The organism is Paracraurococcus lichenis (genome assembly GCF_030657435.1).
GTDB classification, from domain to species: Bacteria; Pseudomonadota; Alphaproteobacteria; order Acetobacterales; family Acetobacteraceae; genus Paracraurococcus; species Paracraurococcus lichenis.
Genome location: NZ_JAUTWS010000002.1, coordinates 204,458 through 225,693, shown reverse-complemented (window position 1 = coordinate 225,693; position 21,236 = coordinate 204,458). Strand labels below are relative to the sequence as shown.

22 protein-coding genes are annotated in these 21,236 nt (G+C 71.3%); 14 read left to right on the top strand and 8 right to left on the bottom strand.

The window, feature by feature from the left end; genetic code table 11:
• Positions 1 to 36 precede the first annotated feature (36 nt).
• The 4 genes from Q7A36_RS02980 (at position 37) to Q7A36_RS02965 (ending at position 3,476) form a co-directional block, all read left to right on the top strand.
• Positions 37 to 405, top strand: coding sequence for a hypothetical protein (locus tag Q7A36_RS02980; protein WP_305102158.1), 369 nt, complete (start codon positions 37 to 39; stop codon positions 403 to 405).
• Between the two features lie 66 nt (positions 406 to 471).
• A complete protein-coding gene (locus Q7A36_RS02975) occupies positions 472 to 1,443 on the top strand; it encodes a hydroxyacid dehydrogenase (RefSeq protein ID WP_305102157.1) in 972 nt (323 codons plus the stop codon).
• 10 nt (positions 1,444 to 1,453) lie between these two features.
• Complete coding sequence (locus tag Q7A36_RS02970; protein ID WP_305102156.1) at positions 1,454 to 2,059, top strand: glutathione S-transferase N-terminal domain-containing protein; 606 nt, start codon at positions 1,454 to 1,456, stop codon at positions 2,057 to 2,059.
• A gap of 94 nt (positions 2,060 to 2,153) precedes the next feature.
• The gene (locus Q7A36_RS02965; RefSeq protein ID WP_305102155.1) at positions 2,154 to 3,476 is read left to right on the top strand and encodes an LLM class flavin-dependent oxidoreductase; all 1,323 of its coding nucleotides are present in this window, start codon (positions 2,154 to 2,156) and stop codon (positions 3,474 to 3,476) included.
• Between the two features lie 15 nt (positions 3,477 to 3,491).
• Here Q7A36_RS02965 and Q7A36_RS02960 read toward each other — a convergent pair whose 3' ends face one another.
• The 4 genes from Q7A36_RS02960 to def form a co-directional block, all read right to left on the bottom strand.
• Positions 3,492 to 5,123, bottom strand: a complete 1,632-nt coding sequence (locus tag Q7A36_RS02960) for a histidine kinase famiy protein (protein WP_305102154.1) — start codon at positions 5,121 to 5,123, stop codon at positions 3,492 to 3,494.
• Between the two features lie 124 nt (positions 5,124 to 5,247).
• Positions 5,248 to 7,197 (bottom strand): AsmA family protein, encoded by a 1,950-nt coding sequence (locus Q7A36_RS02955; RefSeq protein ID WP_305102153.1) that lies wholly within the window; start codon positions 7,195 to 7,197, stop codon positions 5,248 to 5,250.
• A 54-nt stretch (positions 7,198 to 7,251) separates the two neighbouring features.
• A complete protein-coding gene (locus tag Q7A36_RS02950) occupies positions 7,252 to 7,842 on the bottom strand; it encodes a COQ9 family protein (RefSeq protein ID WP_305102152.1) in 591 nt (196 codons plus the stop codon).
• Positions 7,839 to 8,342, bottom strand: a complete 504-nt coding sequence (gene def, locus Q7A36_RS02945; RefSeq protein ID WP_305102151.1) for a peptide deformylase — start codon at positions 8,340 to 8,342, stop codon at positions 7,839 to 7,841. The genes Q7A36_RS02950 and def overlap by 4 nt, the downstream gene beginning before the upstream one ends.
• Positions 8,343 to 8,555: 213 nt before the next feature.
• Between def and rpsU the strand changes: the two genes are divergently transcribed.
• The 5 genes from rpsU to Q7A36_RS02920 all read left to right on the top strand — a co-directional run bounded on the left by rpsU (position 8,556) and on the right by Q7A36_RS02920 (position 12,462).
• On the top strand, positions 8,556 to 8,759 hold the full coding sequence (rpsU, locus tag Q7A36_RS02940; protein WP_007006360.1) for a 30S ribosomal protein S21: 204 nt from the start codon (positions 8,556 to 8,558) through the stop codon (positions 8,757 to 8,759).
• Positions 8,760 to 8,971: 212 nt separating this feature from the next.
• Positions 8,972 to 9,583, top strand: coding sequence for a glutathione S-transferase family protein (locus tag Q7A36_RS02935; RefSeq protein ID WP_305102150.1), 612 nt, complete (start codon positions 8,972 to 8,974; stop codon positions 9,581 to 9,583).
• Positions 9,584 to 9,808: 225 nt separating this feature from the next.
• Positions 9,809 to 10,675: an MBL fold metallo-hydrolase gene (locus Q7A36_RS02930; RefSeq protein ID WP_305102149.1), complete on the top strand. Its 867-nt coding sequence runs from the start codon at positions 9,809 to 9,811 to the stop codon at positions 10,673 to 10,675.
• Between the two features lie 20 nt (positions 10,676 to 10,695).
• A complete protein-coding gene (locus tag Q7A36_RS02925) occupies positions 10,696 to 11,244 on the top strand; it encodes a carboxymuconolactone decarboxylase family protein (protein WP_305102148.1) in 549 nt (182 codons plus the stop codon).
• A gap of 27 nt (positions 11,245 to 11,271) precedes the next feature.
• On the top strand, positions 11,272 to 12,462 hold the full coding sequence (locus Q7A36_RS02920; RefSeq protein ID WP_305102147.1) for a pyridoxal-phosphate-dependent aminotransferase family protein: 1,191 nt from the start codon (positions 11,272 to 11,274) through the stop codon (positions 12,460 to 12,462).
• A gap of 131 nt (positions 12,463 to 12,593) precedes the next feature.
• On the opposite strand, the gene Q7A36_RS02915 is transcribed toward Q7A36_RS02920, so the two are convergent.
• Positions 12,594 to 13,691, bottom strand: a complete 1,098-nt coding sequence (locus Q7A36_RS02915; protein WP_305102146.1) for a mandelate racemase/muconate lactonizing enzyme family protein — start codon at positions 13,689 to 13,691, stop codon at positions 12,594 to 12,596.
• Complete coding sequence (locus tag Q7A36_RS02910) at positions 13,688 to 14,932, bottom strand: MFS transporter (protein WP_305102145.1); 1,245 nt, start codon at positions 14,930 to 14,932, stop codon at positions 13,688 to 13,690. The genes Q7A36_RS02915 and Q7A36_RS02910 overlap by 4 nt, the downstream gene beginning before the upstream one ends.
• A 78-nt stretch (positions 14,933 to 15,010) precedes the next feature.
• On the opposite strand from Q7A36_RS02910, the gene Q7A36_RS02905 reads away from it, so the two are divergent.
• Together Q7A36_RS02905 and Q7A36_RS02900 are read left to right on the top strand one after the other, a co-directional pair.
• Positions 15,011 to 16,198 carry a CaiB/BaiF CoA transferase family protein gene (locus Q7A36_RS02905; RefSeq protein ID WP_305102144.1) on the top strand — a complete coding sequence of 396 codons (1,188 nt, stop codon included), beginning with the start codon at positions 15,011 to 15,013 and terminating at the stop codon, positions 16,196 to 16,198.
• A gap of 2 nt (positions 16,199 to 16,200) precedes the next feature.
• Entirely contained in the window at positions 16,201 to 17,064 is an 864-nt protein-coding gene (locus Q7A36_RS02900) for an aspartate/glutamate racemase family protein (RefSeq protein ID WP_305102143.1), read from the top strand.
• A gap of 13 nt (positions 17,065 to 17,077) precedes the next feature.
• Here Q7A36_RS02900 and Q7A36_RS02895 read toward each other — a convergent pair whose 3' ends face one another.
• On the bottom strand, positions 17,078 to 17,689 hold the full coding sequence (locus tag Q7A36_RS02895) for a glutathione S-transferase family protein (RefSeq protein WP_305102142.1): 612 nt from the start codon (positions 17,687 to 17,689) through the stop codon (positions 17,078 to 17,080).
• A 17-nt stretch (positions 17,690 to 17,706) separates the two neighbouring features.
• Positions 17,707 to 18,171 (bottom strand): DUF2269 family protein, encoded by a 465-nt coding sequence (locus tag Q7A36_RS02890; protein WP_305102141.1) that lies wholly within the window; start codon positions 18,169 to 18,171, stop codon positions 17,707 to 17,709.
• A gap of 80 nt (positions 18,172 to 18,251) precedes the next feature.
• Here Q7A36_RS02890 and Q7A36_RS02885 point away from each other — a divergent pair, with 80 nt between their 5' ends.
• The 3 genes from Q7A36_RS02885 (at position 18,252) to Q7A36_RS02875 (ending at position 21,236) form a co-directional block, all read left to right on the top strand.
• Positions 18,252 to 18,578, top strand: a complete 327-nt coding sequence (locus Q7A36_RS02885) for an NIPSNAP family protein (protein ID WP_305102140.1) — start codon at positions 18,252 to 18,254, stop codon at positions 18,576 to 18,578.
• 4 nt (positions 18,579 to 18,582) lie between these two features.
• Complete coding sequence (speB, locus tag Q7A36_RS02880) at positions 18,583 to 19,476, top strand: agmatinase (protein WP_305102139.1); 894 nt, start codon at positions 18,583 to 18,585, stop codon at positions 19,474 to 19,476.
• Positions 19,477 to 20,003: 527 nt separating this feature from the next.
• Entirely contained in the window at positions 20,004 to 21,236 is a 1,233-nt protein-coding gene (locus Q7A36_RS02875; RefSeq protein WP_305102138.1) for a type III PLP-dependent enzyme, read from the top strand.

The following is a 21,236-nucleotide window of genomic DNA, read 5'->3' as shown; positions in this document are numbered from 1 at the left end:
GCCCGCCCCATATGACGGGGCGGAGGACGGAAGGTCATGCGGCGCGGGATTCTGTTGGGAATGGCGGCGGGCGCGCTGGCGCTTGCGGGATGCGCGGCGCCGCAGCCGGCGACGCCGCTGCCGGACCCCGCCGTGGTCGCCATGCACGAATGGGATCACGGCGCGCCCTGGGGGCCGGAGGAGCAGCCCTGGGTCGCGCCGCCGCAAGTGCTGGCCGCCGGTCCCGGCTTCTGGGGGCCGGACTATTGGGGCCCCGGCTACTGGGGGCCGTCCGTCGGCCTCGGGCTCGGCTTCGGCGTCTATCGCGGCCATTGGTGGCGCGGGCATCGCGGCTATTACGGCGGGCATTTCGGCGGCTGGCGTGGCGGGCACTTCCATGGCGGCGGGCGCCGCGGCCGCCGCTGACCCCCTTCGCGGTCCGGCGGATTGCCGCCAGACTGGGCGAAACACCCAAGGGGGAATCGCCCGGCGATGCCGCACCGCATCCTGCTCTGCCGCAAGCTCCATCCGGCCGGCCAGGCCGTGCTCGATGCGCGCCCCGGCCTTGACATCGTCACCCTGCACGACCCGCCGGTCGAGCAGTTCCACCAGCACCTCTCCTCGGCCGATGCCGTGCTCTGCTGGCTGGAGCGCGTGGACCAGGCGGCGCTGGACGCGGCGCCGCACCTGAAGGTGGTCTCGCGCTACGGCGTCGGCTTTGACACGGTGGACATCCCGGCCTGCACCGCCCGCGACATCCCCGTCATGGTCACGAACGGCGCCAACGACCTGAGCGTTGCCGAGCACGCCATGATGCTGATGCTGGCGGTCGCGCGCCGGGCGTTGCAGCATGACAGCCACGTCAAGGGCGGCGGCTGGTGGGCCAGCCTGGATCCGGGCATGGTGGACCTCGCCGGCCGCACGGTGCTGGTCGTCGGCTATGGGCGCATCGGCAGCCGGGTCGCGAATTACTGCCGGGCCTTCCAGATGAAGGTCATGGTCATGGACCCGGGCTTCCACCCCATGCGCATCGCGGCCGATGGCTTCACCCCGGCGCGCGACCTGCATGCGGCGCTGGCCGAGGCCGATGTCGTCACGCTGCACTGCCCGCTGACGCCGGCGACGAAGCACCTGATGGACGAGGCCGCCTTCGCCGCCCTCAAGCCCGGCGCGATCCTGGTGAACACCGCGCGCGGGCCGATCGTCTCGCAACTCGCCCTGGTTGCGGCGCTGCGGTCCGGCCGGCTGCACGGCGCCGGGCTTGACGTGCTGGAGGTCGAGCCGTCGGACGCCACCAACCCGCTCTACGCCTTCCCGAACCTGGTGGTCAGCCCGCACAACGCCGCCAGCACCGAGGAAGGGCTTGCCCGCATGGCGCGGCGCGCGGCGCAGAACATCCTCGACGTGCTGGACGGGGCGCGCGACCCGGCCTTCATGGTCAATGCCGAACTCGCCAACCGCTGAGGACCGACCGATGAAGCTCTTCTTCGCCGCCGCCTCCCCCTTCGCCCGCAAGGTCACCGTCTGCGCCGCCGAACTGGGCATCGCGCTGGAGCGCGTCCCGGCCGCGCCGCACCCGATCAACCGCGACCGCGGCGTGGTCGCGCAGAACCCGCTCGGCAAGGTGCCGACCGCCATCGCCGATGACGGCACGGTGCTCTACGACAGCCGCGTCATCTGCGAGTATCTCGACGCGCAGGGCGGCGGCGGCAGGCTGTTCCCCGCACCCGGCTTGGCGCGCTGGCGGGCGCTGACCGAGCAGAGCCTGGCCGATGGCCTGATGGATGCCGGCATCCTGCTGCGCTACGAGGCGCTGACCCGTCCGGCCGAGCTGCAGTCCGAGGCCTGGAAGTCCGGCCAGATGGAGAAGGTCACCTGCGCGCTGGACGAGTTGGAGCGGCTGGCGCCCGACCTCGGCGACCGCGTCGATATCGGCACCATCGCCATCGGCTGCGCCCTGGGCTGGCTGGACTTCCGTTTCGGCGATCTCGGCTGGCGCACCGGCCGGCCGGGGCTGGCGGCGTGGTTCGGGCGTTTCGAGCAGCGGCCCTCCATGGCCGGGTCGAAGCCCGCGGCCTGACCCGTCGCGGGCGGAATGGGGGGTATTCGCCGCGCGCGTTGCCTCCCCGGCCCCGCTTCGGGCTAGGCTCCGCGCAACCGGCGGAGACACACCCATGCCCGCGAAGCAGTTGCACCTCGGCGCCTTCATGCGCCCCATCAGCATCCACACCGGCGCCTGGCGCTACCCGGGCGCCTGGCCGGATGCGAATTTCAACCTGAACGCCTATGTGCGGCTGATCCGCAAGCTGGAGGAAGGCCGCTTCGACGCCTTCTTCATGGCCGACCACTACGCGGTCCTGAACATGCCGGTGGAGGCGCTGAAGCGCAGCCACACCGCCACCTCCTTCGAGCCGCTGACGCTGCTCTCGGCGCTCGCCATGGTCACGGAGCGGATCGGGCTGATCGCCACCGCCAGCACCACCTACAACGATGCCTGGCATATCGCGCGGAAATTCGCCTCGCTCGACCACATCTCGGGCGGCCGCGCCGGCTGGAACCTGGTGACCACGGCCAATCCCGACGCCGCGCTCAATTTCGGCCATGACGCGCACATGGCGCATGGCGAGCGCTACAAACGCGCGCGGGAGTTCTTCGACGTCGTCACCGGCCTCTGGGACAGCTTCGCCGACGATGCCTTCATCCGCGACGTCGAGAGCGGCATCTTCTGGGATCCCGCGAAGATCCACGTGCTGGACCACAAGGGTGAGGAGCTCTCGGTCCGCGGCCCGGTGAACATCGCCCGGCCCATCCAGGGCTGGCCGGTCATCGTGCAGGCCGGCGCCTCGGAGGCCGGGCGACAGATCGCCGCCGAGACGGCCGAGGCGGTCTTCGGCGCCTCCGCGACCATCGAGGATGCCCGCGCCTTCTATGCCGACGTGAAGGGCCGCATGGATCGGCTTGGCCGCAACCGCGACCACCTGAAGATCCTGCCGGGCTGCTTCGTGGTGGTGGGCAGCACGGAGGAGGAGGCGAAGGCGAAGCGCGCGAAGCTCGACAGCCTCGTGCATTACGAGAGCGCCATCGCCTCGCTCTCCATCGCCCTCGGTGTCGATGCCTCCCGCTTCGATCCCGACGCGCCGCTGCCGGAGATCCCGGAGACCGAGGCCAGCAAGAGCGGCCGCGAGCGCGCCATCGGCCTGGCGCGGCGGGAGAACCTGACGGTACGGCAGCTCGCGCAGCGGCTGGGCGGCTATGGCGGCCTCGCCATGGTCGGCACCCCCGCGATGATCGCCGACCGCATGCAGGAATGGCTGGAGACGGAGGCCTGCGACGGCTTCAACGTCATGTTCCCCTGGTTGCCCGGCGGTCTCGAGGAGTTCGTCGACCAGGTCGTGCCGGAGCTGCAGCGCCGCGGCATCTTCCGCCGGGACTACGAGGGCCGCACGCTGCGCGAGCATCTCGGCCTGCCCCGCCCGGCCAACCGCTTCTTCGCCTGACCCGGCCGGACGGCCTCACCCCACGCCGGTGGGACCGTCCAGCACCTGCCGCACCTTCCGCCCGAGCTCGAGCCGGCGATAGGGCTTGTTGATGACCTCGAACTCCGAGCCGCCGGCATCGACGCGCTCGATCGAGGCCTCGGCATAGCCGGTGGTCAGCAGCACCCGCAGCTTCGGCCGCCGGCGCCGCGCCTCCCGCGCCAGCACCACCCCGTTCATGCCGCCGGGCATGATGAGGTCCGAGAGCAGAAGCTGCACCGGCTCCGGCCCATCCAGCACCTGCAGCGCCTCCCGCCCGTTGCCGGCGCGCAGCACGCGGTAGCCGAACCCCTCGAGGAAGGCCTGGGTCACGTCGCCGACGTCGAGGCGGTCGTCCACCACCAGCACGGTCTCGCTGCCCTGGCGGTCCATGGCGCGCGGCGCCGCCTCCGGCGCGGGGCGGCTCTCCGCCTCGGCCGCGGGGAAGTAGAGGCGCACGGTGGTGCCCACCTCCTCCTCCGAATAGATGCGCACCGCGCCGCCGGACTGCTTGGTGAAGCCATAGACCATGGAGAGGCCGAGGCCGGTGCCCTTGCCTTCCTCCTTGGTGGTGAAGAAGGGCTCCAGCACGCGCGCCTTCACCGCGGCCGGCATGCCGCAGCCCGTATCGGTGACGCCGATGCTGGCATATTGCCCGGGCGGCAGGCCGGCGAAATTCGCCACGTCCTCCGGCCCGACCACGACATTCGCGGTCTCCACCGTCACCCGCCGCACCGGCCGCCCCGCCAGCGCATCGCGGGCATTGATCAGCACGTTCAGCAGCGCGACCTCGCACTGGCTGGGATCGACGCGGCAGTTCCAGAGGTCGGGGGCGAGCGCAACGCGGTATTCCACCTCGTCACCCAGCGTCCGGCGCGCCATGTCCTGCATGCCCTGGACGGCGCTGTTCAGGTTCAGCACGCGGCCGTCCAGCCGCTGCTTGCGCGCGAAGGCCAGCAGTTGCTGCGTCAGCGTCGAGGCGCGCTCGGCCGCCGCCTGCGCATTGCCGAGGCCGCGCTTGAGGCGCGCGATGTCGAGCTCCGGCCGGTCGAGCCCCTGCAGCATCAGCTCGTGGTAGCCGAGCACCACCTGCAGCAGGTTGTTGAAGTCATGTGCGATGCCGCCGGTGAGCTGGCCCAGCGCCTCCATCTTCTGCGCCTGGCGCAGCGCGTCCTCGGCATCCCGGCGGCGCGAGACGTCGAGTTGCGAGCCGAAGAAGTAGAGCAGCCTGCCCTGCTTGTCGTGTACCGGGGAAATGTAGAGCGCGTTCCAGAAGGAGGAACCGTCCTTCCGGTAGTTCAGGATCTCGGTCGCCAGCTCGGTGCGGCCGCGGATGGCGCCCCGGATCGCGTTCACCGTGTCGCCGTCGGTCTGCGGCCCCTGCAGGAAGCGGCAGTTATGGCCGACGATCTCGTCCCAGCCATAGCCGGTCATGGCCAGGAAGGCGGGATTGGCGAAGATGATCGGGTTGTCCGGCTGATGCGGGTCAGTGACGATCATCGGCATCCGGGTCGTCGCGACCGCGGCGAAGAAGACCTCGCTGCTCCGGTTCGTCGGGTCGAAAGGCTGACCGCCCTCCAGGGCAGGCGGCTGGCCGCCGCGCGGCTTCTCGGCAGGGGTGGTGGTCATCAGGTCTCGTGCGACGCCGCGCGGGCGATCGTTGAAGGGTAGCGGAACGTAATAAGCTGTCGACCCCGCCTCAGGGTTGCACAGCATCGCCACACGATGCCGCGAGACGCCGGTGCCGCCCGGATCAGCGCTGCTGCTGCGCCTCCCTGCCCTGCGCCGTCTGGGTCAGGCGCTCGCATTGGCTGTTCTCGCCGACGCCGAGCTGGATGGTCGGCAGCAGCGCAAGCGGCGCGAAGAGCACGCCGAGCCCGACCGCGGCGCCCGCCCGCGCCGCCAGCTCACCGACCTCCGGCGCGATCGAGGGGTTCTTGAAGGTGCCGGTGATGGCGATGTCGGTGGGCAGCGAGCCGATGCTGAACCGCTTGCTGTCGGTGCGCAGGCGCAGGTCCAGCACCTCCTTGCCCAGCCCCGCCACGCCGCTGCCGGTCACGATGTGGCTGTCGGTGTCGAGCAGCAGGGTGCGCACGCGCAGCGCCCCGCGCGTCAGGCCGAAATCGCCGATCAGGCATTCCACCTGGGTCCGCTGCGGCAGGCCGAGGGCGGAGAGCAGCGCCTTGCCGAACTCGAAGCCCGAGAGATCGGCGAGGAGGGCGCTCAGGTTGCCGCCGACGCTCACCACCGTCAGCTCGCCATTGCCGTTGCCGAGCAATTCGGAGACCGAGCGGCCCGTCGATTCGATCCGCCCGACGCCGCCGAGCGTGCCCGCGCCGCCGGCCCCGGCGGCCTGCATGAGGCGCGAGATGTCGACGCGCCGCAGCTCGATCTGCGCCTTGGCATGCGGGATGCCGTTCTCCTGCGGGCTCAGCGTCAGGTCGGCGGCGATCTCGCCGCGGCCGACCTTGAAGGTGCCGGGATGCAGCCGGATCACGCCGTCCTCGATGTCGAGGACCATCTCCAGCCCGTCGAAGGGGATGCCCTGGCCGCGGATGCTGTCGGCGGAGTAGCGGACATGCATGTCCGCCTTCTTCAGGCTGGGTATGCTGATGGGCGTGGTCGGCAGCAGGCGCGGGCTGGCCTCGGCGCGGGCGACCTCCCGCCGCTGCTCCGGCGTCTGGCCCGGCGTGCCGGCGCGGCCGGGCGTCCCGCCGATCAGGCCGCCGAGATCGGCCAGGTCCACCCGGCGGGAATGCAGGTCGGCGGTGAAGACCGTGCGGTCGCCAGTGCTGACGGTATAGGCGCCGGAGACGTCGCTGTTGCCGACCCGGCCCTCGACATCGGTGAAGCGGAAGCGCCCTTCGGCATAGTCCAGCCGGCCGGTCGCGCGGAAGGGCGGCGTGCGGGTGATCGGCACGCCGATGAGCGGCGAGATCAGCGCCATGTCCGGCGTCTGCACGTCGAGCCGCAGGTTGGCGCCGGCCAGCTTCACCGGATCCTTCAGCGTGCCGCGCAGCGCCACGCGGGTCGGGCCGTTGGAGAGGTCGAGCTGCACCGGCCAGGGCTTCTCCGCATCGCGCAGGTTCAGCACCGCGCCACCGCGGAAGCGCGCCTCGATTGGCAGGGCGGCATAGGTGCCCTTGGCATCGGCCAGCAGCGCTGGGTCGCCGCCGGCTGGATCCTCGGTGTTCAGGTTGACCGCGAAATCCGCCTTCAGGTTGGCGATGGCGGCATGGACATGGCCGTCCCGGATGCGGAGCGCGCCGATCTGCGGCCCGCCCTCGCCGCTGCCCTCGCCCGCCGGGCCGGCGGCATGAAAGGCGTAGTTCGTGCTGCCATCGGGGCGGCCGATCATCTCGACCTTCGGCTGCTCCAGCTCGACCGCCGGAATCACCACCTTGCCGCGCAGCAGCGGGGCGAAGGCGACATCGACCGTGCCACGCGGCAGTTCGGCGAAGGGCGGGTCCTCGGGGAAGCCCTCGGGGTTGCCGACCCGCAGCCCCTCCGCCGTCACCCGGATGGTCCGGCCCAGGCTGACATGCAGGTGCTGCAGCGTCACCGGCCGGCCCAGGCGGACCGCCGCCTGCGCCTCGATGATGGGAATCAGCCAGTCCCAGCGGAAGAGCGCAAGGAAGAGCGCGAGCGCCACCAGCGGCAACCCGACCCCCAGCCCCCACGCCCATTGCCGCCGCGATGCCATGCCTGCCTGCCCCGTTGCCCGTTGCAGGCTTCAGCGCGGCAGGACGGGCGGGGTTCAGGCGGCGGCTGCGCGCCGGGCCCGGAGAGAGGAGAGCCGCTTGAGGTCGGCGAGACGCCGGTCGAGGAACTGCATGGCCCCGAAGATCGAGGGGTCCTCGTCCCGCAACCACCAGGCGATGGTCGCGGTATAGATCGCGGCCAGCGTCGCGCGGCGGGTGTACCAGGAAAAGTCGGCCGAGCTGTCGCCGGCCGCGTGCCACATGGCATCCACCGCCTCGGCGGTCATCCGAAGGCCGTGCGGGGCGTTCCAGGGCAGCGCCAGCAGGCTGAGTGCGCGGCGCAGCGCCGCCTTGTGCGGCGCGAGCGCGATCAGGCGCAATTCCACCACCCGGCGGATGCGCTGCGAGACGCGGAGCGAGGTCACGCCCTCCGCCGCTGCGGCCTCGACCATCTCCCGGTTCACCAGGTCGATCCAGGCCAGCACCGCCCCGACCGGCCCCTGCGGGAAATGGCTCGGGGCCAGCGCCGGATCCTCACCGGCCGCCCGCAGCCCGGCGCGGAGGGTGGCCCAGGTCCAGCCCTCCGCCGCCGCGAGGGGCAGCATGGCGCGGAGGGCGCGGTCGCGGATCTCGCTGCGCTCGGTCACCGCGGGGCGCTCCCGGCGGCGCGGGCCAGTTCCTCGGTGAAGCCGAAGAGGGAGAGGTCCTGCATGCGCATGGGGTAGAGGATCCCGTCGAGGTGGTCGGTCTCGTGCTGTATGACCCGGGCGGTGAGCCCCTCGGCCTCGCCGGCGACGGGATTGCCCTCGGCGTCCAGGCCGCGGAAACGGATGCGCTTCGGCCGGGTGACGCTGCCGCGCAGGCCGGGGATGGAGAGGCACCCCTCCCAGGCGCCCTCGGCCTCCTCGCCCAGCGGCTCGAGCTCCGGGTTCACCAGGGCGGAGACGCCGTTGGCCTCCCGGAAGACGAAGAGGCGCAGCGGCACATGCACCTGCGGCGCCGCCAGACCGATGCCGGAGGCATCCTGCATGGTCTCCGCCATGTCGGCGATCAGCCGGCGGATCTCGGGATGGGTCGGGTCGTCCACCGGCTCGGCCTCCCGCAGCAGGACCGGGTGGCCCATGCGGGCGATCTTCAGGATGGCCATCGGGGCCTCCGCGCTGTCGTTTTTCCGCAGATAGGGCGGGTTCCGGCCATCCGCGAGGGCTTCCAGTTGTCCCCCGACCCGTGCTATGCAGCGCGTCTCCGCAGACCGGTAGGGGGTACCGAGCGGGGTCCCGGGCCATCCCGGGGCCAGCCGGAACCGCCTGCCGCCTGCTTCGTTTCGTTTGATCCCCACTGCGACAGGAGGCTGTCCCGCGTGCAAGTCGTCGTCCGTGACAACAACATCGACCAGGCGCTGAAGGCGCTCAAGAAGAAGCTGCAGCGCGAAGGCGTGTTCCGCGAGATGAAGCTCCGCCGGCACTACGAGAAGCCGTCCGAGCGCCGCGCCCGCGAGGCCGCCGAGGCCGTCCGCCGCGCCCGCAAGGTCGAGCGCAAGCGCCTGGAGCGCGAGGGTTTCTGAGCCGGACCGCCCCGCCCCTCCGGCGGGACGACGACTGACGAAGGCAGCCGCGGCGCGGGGATGACCCGTGGACCGCGGCTTCGCCGTTTTGGGGCCCTCGATGCGGCGCCGAGTCGGGGCTTCATGCCCGCCCCGCCCCGGCGCAGGATCTGCGCAAGGGTTGCGGAGGACGGCATGGGCAGGATGCGAGTCGCGGGCAGAGGCGAATCGGCATGATGCGGCTGCACTGGTCCTCCCGCTCCCCCTTCGTCCGCAAGGTCATGGTGGCGGCGCACGAGGTGGGCCTGGCCGACCGGATCGAGCGCGTGCCGACCGTGGTGGCGCTGACCAAGCCCGACCTTGCCCTGCTGCCGACCAATCCGCTCGGCAAGATCCCGACCCTGGTGCTGGAGGACGGGACGGCGCTCTACGATTCGGTCGTGATCTGCGAGTACCTGGACCAGTTGGCCGGCCCGCCCCGGCTCTTCCCCGCCGCCGGGCCGGCGCGGATCGAGGCGCTGCGGCGCCATGCGCTCGGCAACGGATTCATGGACTTCCTGCTGCTCTGGCGGACGGAGATGGCGCGGCCGCAGCCGGACCGCCGCATCCTCGACGGCTTCGCCGAGAAGCAGGCGGCGGTGCTGGCGGCGCTGGAGCGGGAGGCGCCGCGGCTGGACGAGGGCTCCTTCGGCATCGGCCAGATCGGGATCGGCTGCGCCCTCTCCTACCTAGACTTCCGCTGGCCGCAGGCCGGCTGGCGGCTGTCGCATCCGGCGCTCGCCGACTGGCACGCCGGCTTCGCCGCCCGGCCCTCGGTCCAGGCAACGGAGCATGTCGACGCCTGAGCGGCCCGATGGCCGCGGCGCCGGAGGGCGCGGAGGCCGTCCAAGGCAGCGCCCTGGAGCGGCCCGCCCGCCAGGTGAGGCGACCCGATGACCGCCGCGCCGCAAGCCGCGGAGGCCTGAAGCGGCTCGCCCGACAGGCGAGGCGGCCGCGGGCCGGCCCCGGCGCCGACTGGCCCGCCGGCGGCGGCAGCGCTAGGCTCTCTCCCAAACGGAGGAAGCCAGGCCATGCAGCCCTTGCGGATCGGCGACGTCACGATCACCAGCATCGTCGAGCGCGACGGTCCCTGGCGCCGCCCGGCCGACATGTTCCCCACCTATGATGAGGCGGTCGGGGCGCGGCATCTGGCGGAACTCGACCCCGTGGTCTTCGACCCCGCCTCGGGCCGCATGGTCATCACCTACCAGACCTTCGTGGTGCGGACCTCGAAGCACACCATCCTGGTCGACACCTGCACCGGGGAGGACAAGGGCTACCCGCCGCCGATGGATTTCCCGAAGCAACCCTGGCTGGACGGCTTCGCCGCGGAGGGGCTGCGCTTCGAGGATATCGACTACGTCTTCTGCACCCACCTGCACATCGACCATTGCGGCTGGAACACGCGGCTGGTGAACGGCCGCTGGGTGCCGACCTTCCCCAGGGCGAAGTACGTCTTCCACAAGCGGGAATACGCGGCCTGGGAGGAGGCGACGCGGCGCGGCACCAACCCGCCCGGCAATGTCTGGCGCTACAATTGCGAGCCGGTGGTCGAGGCCGGGCAGGCGCTGCTGGTGGACGACGACTTCCAGCTCGACGACACCGTCTCGCTGACGCCGACCCCCGGCCATGCGCCCTGCCATTGCTGCGTGAACATCCGCTCCCGCGGGCAGACGGCGGTCGTCACCGGCGACCTGATGCACCACGCGCTGCAGGTGCGGGAGCCGCAGTGGTCCACCATCTTCGACTGGGACCCGACGATGGCGGCAGAGTCGCGGCGGAAATTCTTCCATGGGGTCGTGGACACACCGACGGTCGTCCTGCCCATCCATTTCCCCGGCCAGACCGCAGGCCGCATCCAGGGCCGCGCCGGCGGCTTCGACTGGAAGTTCCTGTAAGCACGACCCGGAGACGCCGTATGGCCCGCCTGCCCTACCTTGAGAAATCCGACCTGAAGCCCGAGGACCAGGACCTGCTGACGCGCGAGATCACGCTGCACAAGGCGCTGGTGAACAGCCCCGGCGCGGCGCGCGCCTTCGGCGGCCTCGGCCAGTACATCCGCCACGGCGCGAAGCTCGACCCGCGGTTGCGGGAGCTTGCGATCCTGCAGATCGGCTGGCTCGCCCGCTCCCCGTATGAGTGGTCGCACCACGTCAAGATCGGCTACGACTTCGGCGTCACCGACGCGGATATCGAGGCCGTCAAGCAGGAGAGCCGCGGTGAGGCCTCGGCGCTCGAGCCCGTGGCGCGCCTGGTGCTGAAGGCGGCGCGGGAGGTCCATGCCGGGCCGGGCATCGGCTACGAGACCTTCGCCGCGCTGCGCGCCGCCCTGGACAACGAGAGCATTGTCGATCTGACGGTCACCGCCAGCTTCTATTGCGCCGTGGTGCGGGTGCTGGCCTCGCTGGAGGTGGATGTCGAGGAGAGCTACATGCCCTATCTCCGCAAGCACCCTTTCCCGGTCTAGCCTGAGACCCCCGTCGAGGATCCACGCATGAGCGCGAGCGAGACGCCCCGCAAGCCCCGCGGCCGCCAGTTCTTCGCCAATCCCGGGCCGACCAACATCCCGGACAGCGTGCTGCTGGCAACGGCGCACCAGACGATGGACTTCAACGACCCGAACTTCCTCGAGGTCTATGACGGCTGCATCGCCGGGCTGAAGCAGGTGCTGCGGACGCAGCACGAGGTCTTCCTCTATACTGGCTCCGGCCACGCCGCCTGGGAGGCGACGCTGGTCAACCTGCTCTCCCCCGGCGAGACGGTGCTGATCCTGGAGAGCGGCTATTTCTCCGATAGCTGGGCGCAGATGGCCAAGGATCTCGGCCTCGAGGTGCAGATGGTCGCCGCCGACTGGCGGCGCGGCGTGGACATCGCTGATGTTCGGGCGGCGCTGGCCGCCGACACGGCGCATGCCATCAAGGCGGTCTGCGTGGTGCACAACGAGACGGCGACGGGCATGATGATCCCGCTGCCCGAGGTGCGTGCCGCGCTGGACGCGACCGGCCATCCCGCGCTGCTGCTCTCGGACACCATCTCCTCCCTCGGCAGCCTCGACTACCGGATGGACGAATGGGGCATCGATGCCTGTGTCGGCGGCAGCCAGAAGGGGCTGATGCTGCCGACCGGCATGAGCTTCACCGGTGTCTCGGCCAAGGGCATGGAGGCGCACAAGACCTCCCGCCTGCCGAAATTCTACTTCAACTGGTCCAAGATGATGACGCGGCGGCACCGCAGCTTCGTCGGCACGGTGCCCATCAGCTTCTTCTACGGGCTGCAGGAATCGCTGCGGCTGATGCTGCAGGAGGAAGGGCTGGACAACGTCATCGCCCGGCACACGCGCCTCGCCCGCGCGGTGCGGGCAGCGGTGCAGCACTGGTCGGGCAACAACGGGCCGCAATTCTTCTGCCTCAACCCCGCCCGCTACTCCGATAGCGTGACGGCTGTCATGATGCCGGAAGGGCATGACGGCGACAGCTTCCGCGCGACGGCGCTGCAGCGCTTCAACCTCTCGCTCGGCGGCGGTCTCGGCCCGCTCGGCGGCAAGGTCTTCCGCATCGGCCATCTCGGCGACCTGAATGAGCCGATGATCCTGGGGACGCTGGCGACGATCGAGCTGACGATGAAGGTCTGCGGCGTGCCGCACCAGGCAGGCGGCGTCGATGCCGCGCTGGCGGCACTGGGGTGAAAGACGGGGGGAAGGCACTTCCCCCCGAGCCCCCCTTCGCTTTCTCCGAGTCTGGCGGATCGTCGTTCCAGCGTGCGCCAAACTTACAGAAATAGAAGGGGGTTCGGGGGAATACCTTCCCCCGATCTTTCTTACTTCAGGACAAAGTCCCGCAGCACCTCCGGCCTGAAGGTCAACCCATGGCCCGGCGTCTCGGGCGCGACGATGTGCCCGTCCTCGATCACCGGCTTCGCCACCCAGAGGTCGTCCAGCAGCCCCATCTGCTCCGCCCAGAGCCCGTTCGGGAGGCTGGCCAGCAGATGCACGTTCAGTTCCGGGAAGAGGTGCGGCGCGAAGGTCATGCCCCAGGTATCGGCGACGGTCGCGATCTTCCGCAACTCCGTCAGCCCGCCGCGCATGGGGTCCGGCTGCAGGATGGGCAGGCGTGGATTCTCCAGCACCGGCTTCAGGTCGGCCCGGCCGAAATGCGTCTCGCCGCCCACCACGCGCGTCGTCAATGCCTCGGCGCAGCGGAGATAGCCGGCGAAATCGTCGGCGGTGACGGGTTCCTCGATCCAGTAGGGGTCGTAGTCCTGGAAGGCGCGGCCGGCGATGATCGCCTGGTCGGCGGTCCAGCCCATGTTGATGTCGATCATGATCTCGACATCCGGCCCGACCGCGTCGCGCACCATGCGCAGGTTCCGCACGTCCTGCCGCCAGTCGCCGATATGCGCGGCCTGCATCTTGATGGCGCGGTAGCCCTGATCGACATACCACTTCGCCTTGGCCGCCATCCCCTCCCCCAGCGCGCCGCGGAAGCAGCCGCTGCCATAGATCGGGATGCGCCCGCGCACATGGCCCCAGAGCCGGTGCAGCGGCAGCCCCGCCGCCTTGCCGACCACGTCCCACAGCGCGATGTCGATGGCGGACTGCGCCATCATGGTCACGCCGCCGCGCCCGCCCGTCAGCGTCGCGCGCCAGAGGTCGCGCCAGATCCCCTCCACCTCCGTCGCGCTGCGCCCGATGATGCGCGGCACCATCGCCTCCTCCAGGCAGGCCGCGATGGTGCGCTGCAGCGGCAGATTCAGCAGGTGCAGGTAGCCCATGCCGGCTAGGCCCGACTGCGTCACCACCTCCACCACCACCAGGTCCCGCTGCGGGCCGAGGGCATGGCCCTTCAGCCACGGATCCTCCGCCCAGGGCAGGCGCAGCAGCGTCGTGCGGAGCTCGCGGATCGTCAGGTCGGTCATGTCTTGGTATCCTCTCCCAGGGCGAGGATGGCACGCCAGAGCGGCGCCGTCAGGGCCAGCGCCAGCAGGCCCGCGATGCCCGTGATGGCGCAGGTCGCGGTCGCGCCCAGCCGGTCCGCCAGCAGCCCCATCGCCAGGAATCCGACCGGCCCGATGCCGATGCAGACCGAGAGCAGGCCGAGCACGCGCGTGCGCACCTCGGGCGGCGAGAGCAGGTAGACCAGCGTCGCCTGCATGATGCTGAAGCCCGACTGGCCGAACCCGACCAGCAGCAGCGCCGCGCCGGCCGCGACCGGCCCCGGCGCAAGGGCGAAGCCGGAGACCATGGCGAGGTAGAGCGCGAGGCCGCCGACATAGGCCCGCGCATACCAGCGCGGCCGCGCCAGCCAGGCCATCAGCAGCGCGCCGGCGAAGGCGCCGACGCCGTCCATGCTGGCGAGCAGCCCGGTCGCCTCCGGCCCCAGGGCGAAGCGGTCCTGGGCCACGACGGGCACCAGGGCGGTGAAGGGCCAGCCGAAGATGTTGAAGAGGATGGTGACGACCAGCGTGCCGCGCAGCCGCGGCGATTGCCGCACGGCGCGCAGCCCCTCCCCGATCCGCGCCAGCACGCCCTCCCCGCCCGCCGCGGCGCGGCCGCTGCGGTAGCGCAGCGTGACCGCGGCGAGGAGCGCGCCGCCATAGAGCAGCACCGAGACGACGAAGGTCCCCTCGATGCCGACGGCGGCGAAGAGCAGGCCGGAGACGGTCGGGCCCAGCATGCGGCTGGCATTGTTGCTGCCGACGTCGAAGGACATGGCCTGGCCCATGCGCTCCGGCCCCACCACCTGGCCGATCATCATCCGCCGCACCGGGTTGTCGGCGGCCCAGGCGATGCCGTTGACGAAGCTCGCCAGCGCCAGGTGCCAGACGGCGAGCGCGCCGGCGAAGCTCAGCGCGGCGAGCGCGGCCGAGGTCACGAGGCTGGCCAGCACGACGATGACGAGGCTGGTGCGCGCCTCCACCCGCTCCGCCAGCACGCCGAGCGGTGCGCCGAAGAGCCCCATCGGCAGGATGCGCAGCATGCCCATCATGGTCACGAGGAAGGCGGAATGGGTCGCCTGCCAGACGAAGATGGAGACCGCCAGCATCTCCAGCCAGCGGACGATGAAGACGACCAGGCCCACGGCCCAGAGGCGGCGGAAATCGGGCAGCGCGAAGGGCCGCGGCGGCGCCTCCGCGGCGAGACGGGTCGTTCCCTCCATCCCGGCATGGTGGCGCCGATTGAGGCAGGCCGCCAGGGCTGGCATGCTGCCAGGAAACAACGTCCCGGAATGACAGCCATGCGCCCCTTCGAAGGCATCCGCATCATCGACATCACGCATGTGCTGGCGGGGCCCTTCGCGGCCTACCAGCTCGCCCTGCTGGGCGCGGACGTCATCAAGGTGGAGCCGCCGGACGAGCCGGACCAGAGCCGCGACAGCGGCCCCGACCTGGCGCTGAACCGCGCCAACATGGGCAGCTACTTCCTGACCCAGGGCGCCAACAAGCGCGCGATCACGCTGGACCTGAAACAGGAAGCGGGGCGGGAGGTGCTGCGGAAGCTCGTCGCCGGCGCCGATGTGCTGGTCGAGAATTTCCGCCCCGGCGCCTTCGAGGCGCTGGGCCTGGGCTGGGAGGCGCTGAGCGCCCTCAACCCGCGGCTGATCTACTGCTCCATGTCCGCCTTCGGGCAATCCGGCCCGCGCGGCGTGCAGACCGCCTATGACCATGTCATCCAGGCGACCAGCGGCATCATGGCCGCGACCGGCACGCCCGAGGTGAACCCGATCAAGTTCGGCGCCCCGGCGATCGACTACGCCACCGGCACCATGGGCGCCTTCGCGCTGAGCGCGGCGCTGTTCCAGCGGGAGCGGACCGGCCGGGGCCAGCGCATCGACCTCGCCATGCTCGACGTCGCGCTGATGATGCAGGCGAGCCATGTCACGGCCTATCTCGCCTCCGGCAAGGCCGCGAAGCCGAACGGCAACAAGCACGCGCAGGCGACCAACAGCGCCTATCCGACGAAGGCTGGGCTGGTGATGCTGGGCGCGAGCAACCTGCGGCAACAGCGCCGGCTCTGGGCGGCGCTCGGCCGGCCTGACATGGCGAAGGAGACCAACGAGCAGCGCCTTGCCGACCGCGACCGCGAGGAAGCCGTACTGGCGGAGATCATGCTGACCCGCACCGCCGACGAGTGGGAGGAATACCTGCAGGCGCGCCACGTCCCGGCGGCACGGGTGCGGCGGATGGAGGAAGCGCTGGCCGACCCGCATCTCGAGAGCCGCGGCGTCGTCCACCGCTTCCCCGAAGGCGCGCCTGGCGTGCCGCAGCCCTTCGGCGTGCCCGTCGCCGCCTTCACGCTTGCCCATGGCGGCCCGCGGGTCGACAGCCCGCCGCCGATGCTGGGCGCGGATACCGATGCCGTGCTTGGCGAACTGGGCTACACGCCGGCGCAGATCGCCGGGCTGCGCGCGCAGAAGGCGGTCTGACCATGCGCGATCCGTCCCGCCGGCTCCGCTTCCTGCTGGTGCAGGCCTTCACCCTGCCGCCGGCCTCGCCCAACCGCTACCGCGACGATGGCGACACGAAGGAAGCGAAGCTGATGAACCACGCGGCGGTGGCGCCGCTGCTGGCCGATATCGACTGGGACCTGCACCCGGGTCCCATCGCGCCGCATGGCGACTGGCCGGTGGAGACGCGGGAGGAATTCGCCATCGCCGGCGTCGCCCGCCTGCCCATCGTCCGGCAGGCCTGCGAGAGCGGGACCTACGATGCCATCGTGCTGCTCGGCGGCGGCGATCCGGGCTATATGGAGGCGCGGGAGATCGGCCGCCGCCACCGTGTGCCCGTCACCGCGAATGCGCATGCGCAGATGCACATCGCCATGACGCTGGGCAACCGCTTCTCCATCATCGACATCTCGGAGACGCACAACGCCCATATGGCGGAGCTGGTGGTGCGCTACCGGATGACGCATGGCCTCGCCTCCATCCGCAACATCGACTACCCGCTGCCGCGCCCGGCGCATCGCGGCCGGCACACCCTGCGGGGCGAGGCGGAGAAGCATGCGCAGGGCGAGCACAGCGGCATGCTGGAGGCGGCGGTGAAGGCCGCGCTGGCGGCGCTGGAGGAGGACGGCGCGGAGGTGATCCTGCTGGGCTGCTCCGGCGCCTTCTGGCTGCAGGCGCCGCTGCAGGCCCGGCTCGCCTCGCTCGGCTGGGACGTGCCGGTGCTGGAGGGCTATCGCTGCGGCATCGAGCTGGCGCGGCTGATGGTGCATCTCGGCGTCGATGCCAGCGGCATCACCTTCCCGGCCGACCCGCCGGCGCACCGGCGGCGCAGGCGCATCGCCTAGGGACGCAAGCGCCCTAGGCCGCCGCGCTCGGCCGCGCCTTCATCCGCCCGTACAGCGCAGTCACTGCCTGCAGCGCCGGGTTCAGCGGCTGGCCGACCTGCGCGGCGAAATCGAGGAAGCAGAACAGCATCATATCGGCCAGCGTCAGGCGGCTGCCGCAGATGAACTCGCGGCCCTGGATCAGGCCGTCCAGCCAGGCCAGCTTCTCCTGCGCCGTCAGCTTCAGGTCGTCGGCCGCGGCGGGAATGCAGCGGATGCGGTTCTGGAAGAGCTTGAGGCCCTGGCTGAAGCGGAAGCCGTTCGTCATCGGCTCGATGATGTTGAGGTCGATGCGGCGCACCCACATGCGCGTCTCCGCGCGCTCCCGCGGCGTATTGCCGATCAGGCTGGGACCCGGCGCGATCTCGTCGAGGTACTCGCAGATGGCGGTGATCTCGGCCAGCACCGTGCCGTCGTCGAGCTCGAGGCAGGGCAGTTGCCCCGCCGGATTCTTCGCGAGGTAGGGCGGCCGCCGGTTCTCGCCGCCGCGCAGGTCGATGGTGGTCTTCGGGATCTCCACCCCGCGCTCCGCCATGAACATGCGGACGACGCGCGGGTTGGGCCCGATGGAATCGTAGAGCAGCATCGTTTCCCCCCGGGATGTCAGCCCTTGGCTATCATGCTCCACATGGCGCCGACCAGCGGCACCGTGGCGACGAGCCCCCAGGCGATCCAGCGCCGGCCGAGCCGCCAGTATTCCACAGGGATCGGCACGCCTTCCTCGAAGCCGCGCGCCAGCCGCGCCTGGCGGATCTGGATCGGCACCAGCAGCCCCAGCCAGACCAGGCCGGCGAGGAGGAACTGCACCTCCGACCACACCAGCCAGCCGTCGCGCAGCGGGTCCATCCCGGCCAGCCCTGCGGCACCGAAGCCGCCCACCACCAGCAGCACGATGCCCCAGAAGGTGAAGAACCAGTCGGTGATGGTCACCAGGCGCTGGGCGAAGCGGATAATGCGCACGTCCCGCGTGCGGTCGGCATAGAGCTTCCAGATGGAGGTGACGGTGACATTGCCGATCAGCAGCACCACGCCCAGCAGGTGCAGCAGCTTGAACCCCTCATACCCCATCGCCGCCTCCGCGCGCAGCCTATGGCGCCGCGCGAAGCCGCGCTAGCATCCGCCCGCCCATCGAAAGGGAGGGACCAGGGATGATCTACGAGTTGCGCATCTACCACTGCCTGCCCAACCGCCTGCCGGCGCTGACCAAGCGCTTCGACACCGTCACGCTGAAGATGTGGGAGAAGTACGGCATCCGCCAGGCCGGCTTCTGGACCACGCTGGTCGGCCCGTCCAACCACGCGCTCTACTACCTGCTGGCCTGGGAGAGCCTGGCCGAGCGCGAGCAGAAGTGGAATGCCTTCGCCGCCGATCCGGACTGGCTGGCCGCGCGTTCGGCCTCCGAGGCCGATGGGCCGATCCTGGAGCGGGTGGAGAACATGTTCCTGCAACCGACCAGCTTCTCCTCGGTGAAGTAGTCCGATGGCCGGCACCCCGACCTTCGCGACCCCGCCGGGCTTTCTCGGCATCACGCGCCAGGACCGGGGTGCTTCCGTCTGCGTCGCGGGCATCCCCCTCGACATCGGCACCACCAACCGCAGCGGCACCCGTGACGGCCCGGCGGCCATCCGCCGGGCCAGCCGCATGCTGGTGGACGGGGTCCATCCGGCGCATTGGGTGGACCCGCGCGACCTCGACATCACGGATTGCGGCGAGTTCGCCATCGCGCTCGGCGACATCCCGGCGAGCCTCGCGCTGATCGAGCGGCAGGCGGCGGAATGCGCCCATCTCCTCGCCTTCGGCGGCGAGCACCTGGTCACGCTGCCGCTGCTGCGTGCGCTCGCGCGGCGCCTCGGCGGCCCGGTCGGGCTGCTGCACCTGGACGCGCATGTGGACACCTGGGAGACCAATTTCGGCCAGAGCCTCGCCCATGGCTCGGTCTTCTTCCACGCCATCCGGGAAGGGCTGGTGGAGCCGAAGCGGATGATCCAGATCGGCATCCGCAGCCCGGTGGACCGGGAGACCTGGGACTGGACCCTCGGCCAGGGCGTCACCGTCGTGACGGCGCAGGAGGCGCATGAGGCGACGCCCGCGGCCCTCGCCGCCCGGGTGCGGCAGGTTCTCGGTGACGGTCCCTGCTACCTCTCCTTCGACATCGACGCGCTCGACCCCGCCTTCGCCCCCGGCACCGGCACGCCGGAGGTGGGCGGCCTCGCCTCCTGGCAGGCGCAGGGCATCCTGCGGCGCCTGGGCGGCCTCGCCTGGGCCGGGATGGATCTGGTGGAGGTCTCGCCCGCCTATGACACGGCCGAGATCACCGCCCTCGCCGGCGCCACCATGGCCTGGGAGTACCTGTCGCTCCTCGCAAGACCATGACGTCGGCCGGGGCCGGACCTTTCCGGTCGCTTCCCGCCCGGCAAGTTTCCGGCAATCCAGGGGGTCATCCGGCGGTCCTGCCAGCCATCCCACGGGGTCCCTGAAAAAAACACTGGAAATCTCCACCGGCACCCCTTATTTCTCCGGCCGCGCCGCCCGTCACGGGGGCGCTGACGCCATCGCACGTGCCGAAGGCCATCTGGCCGAGAGCCCCGTCTGGGTCCGCCGACCCGGGGCACAGCAACGACGGGACGCGTCCTTTTCGTCCATGCCGGGGCCGCGAGGTTCCGGGGTCGTGAGGGATCTGCCTGTGTCGCTCGAACGGTTCGCCGCGATGCGAAGTCCACACCGCATCGCCTGAGTCGGCCCGATGGCCGGTGCGCCCCGCGGCGTCCCGACCGGAATCGGTCCGTCCAGCCAAGGCCGACCCGGCCGCCCCTGTGGCGCCGGCCCGGCCCATCGCCTGCCACTGCCGCCCTGCCGGCGCGCGCCCGCGCGTGCCGGGATGCCGTGAGGACTTGCGTATCATGGACCTGCTCCGCGTCCGCGCCGCCGTCGCCCCGCTCCGCCGCGATCTCGAGGCCGCGACCGCCCTGCCCACCGTGGATGCCCTGGTCGCCGTCGCGCGGCCGGAGGAGCCGCTGCACTGCCTGCGCCCGGCCGCCATCGCCGGCGCCAGCGCCGCCTTCGTGCAGGGCTTCCCCGGCGAGACGCTCTATGCCGTGAAGTGCAACCCGGACCCGGCCGTGCTGCGCGCGGTCTGGGAGGGCGGCGTGCGCCATTTCGACTGCGCCTCGGCCGCCGAGGTCTCGCTGGTCCGCAGCATGTTCCCCGAGGGCGGCATCCACTTCATGCATCCGGTGAAGGCGCGCTCGGCGATCCGGGAGGCCTGGCAGCGCCATGGCGTGCAGGATTTCGTCCTGGACACCGCCGAGGAACTGGCCAAGATCCGCGAGGAGACCGGCGGCGACGCGGCGCAGGGCCTCGGCCTCTTCGTGCGGCTGGCGCTGCCGAAGGGCGTGGCGCGCTACGACCTCTCCGGCAAGTTCGGGGCGGAGCCGGCGGAAGCCGTCGCGCTGCTGCGCGCGGCCAGGCCGCATGCGGCGCGCCTCGGCCTGCATTTCCATGTCGGGTCGCAGTGCCTGGATCCGCTGGCCTGGCGCCGCGCGATGGAGCTGGCCGGCCGGGTGATCCGCGCCGCGGGCGTGCCGGTGGAGGTGGTGGATGTCGGCGGCGGCTTCCCGGTCGCCTATCCCGACGTCACCCCGCCCCCGCTCGGCGCCTTCTTCGCCGAGATCGAGTCGGCCTTCGAGGCGCTGGACCTGCCCGGCGCGACCCTCTGGGCGGAGCCGGGCCGGGCGCTCGTCGCCGGCGGCGGCAGCGTGGTCGTGCAGGTGCTGCAGCGCCGCGGCGACACGCTCTACGTGAACGACGGCGTCTACGGCTCGCTCTCCGATGCCGGGGCGCCGGGCTTCCACTTCCCCTGCCGGCTCATCCGGCCGGACGCGGAGGCCAGCGACGCGCTGCGGGGCTTCGCCTTCTACGGCCCCACCTGCGACAGCGCCGACCGCATGGCCGGCCCCTTCTGGTTGCCGGAGGATGTGCGCGAGGGCGACTGGATCGAGATCGGCCAGCTCGGCGCCTATGGCGCCTGCCTGCGCACCGCCTTCAACGGCTTCGACCGGGCCCGCCTGGTCGAGGTCCGCGACCGCCCGATGCTGGGCGCGGAGGAGGAGGTCGAGGCCGCGCTCGCGGCCTGA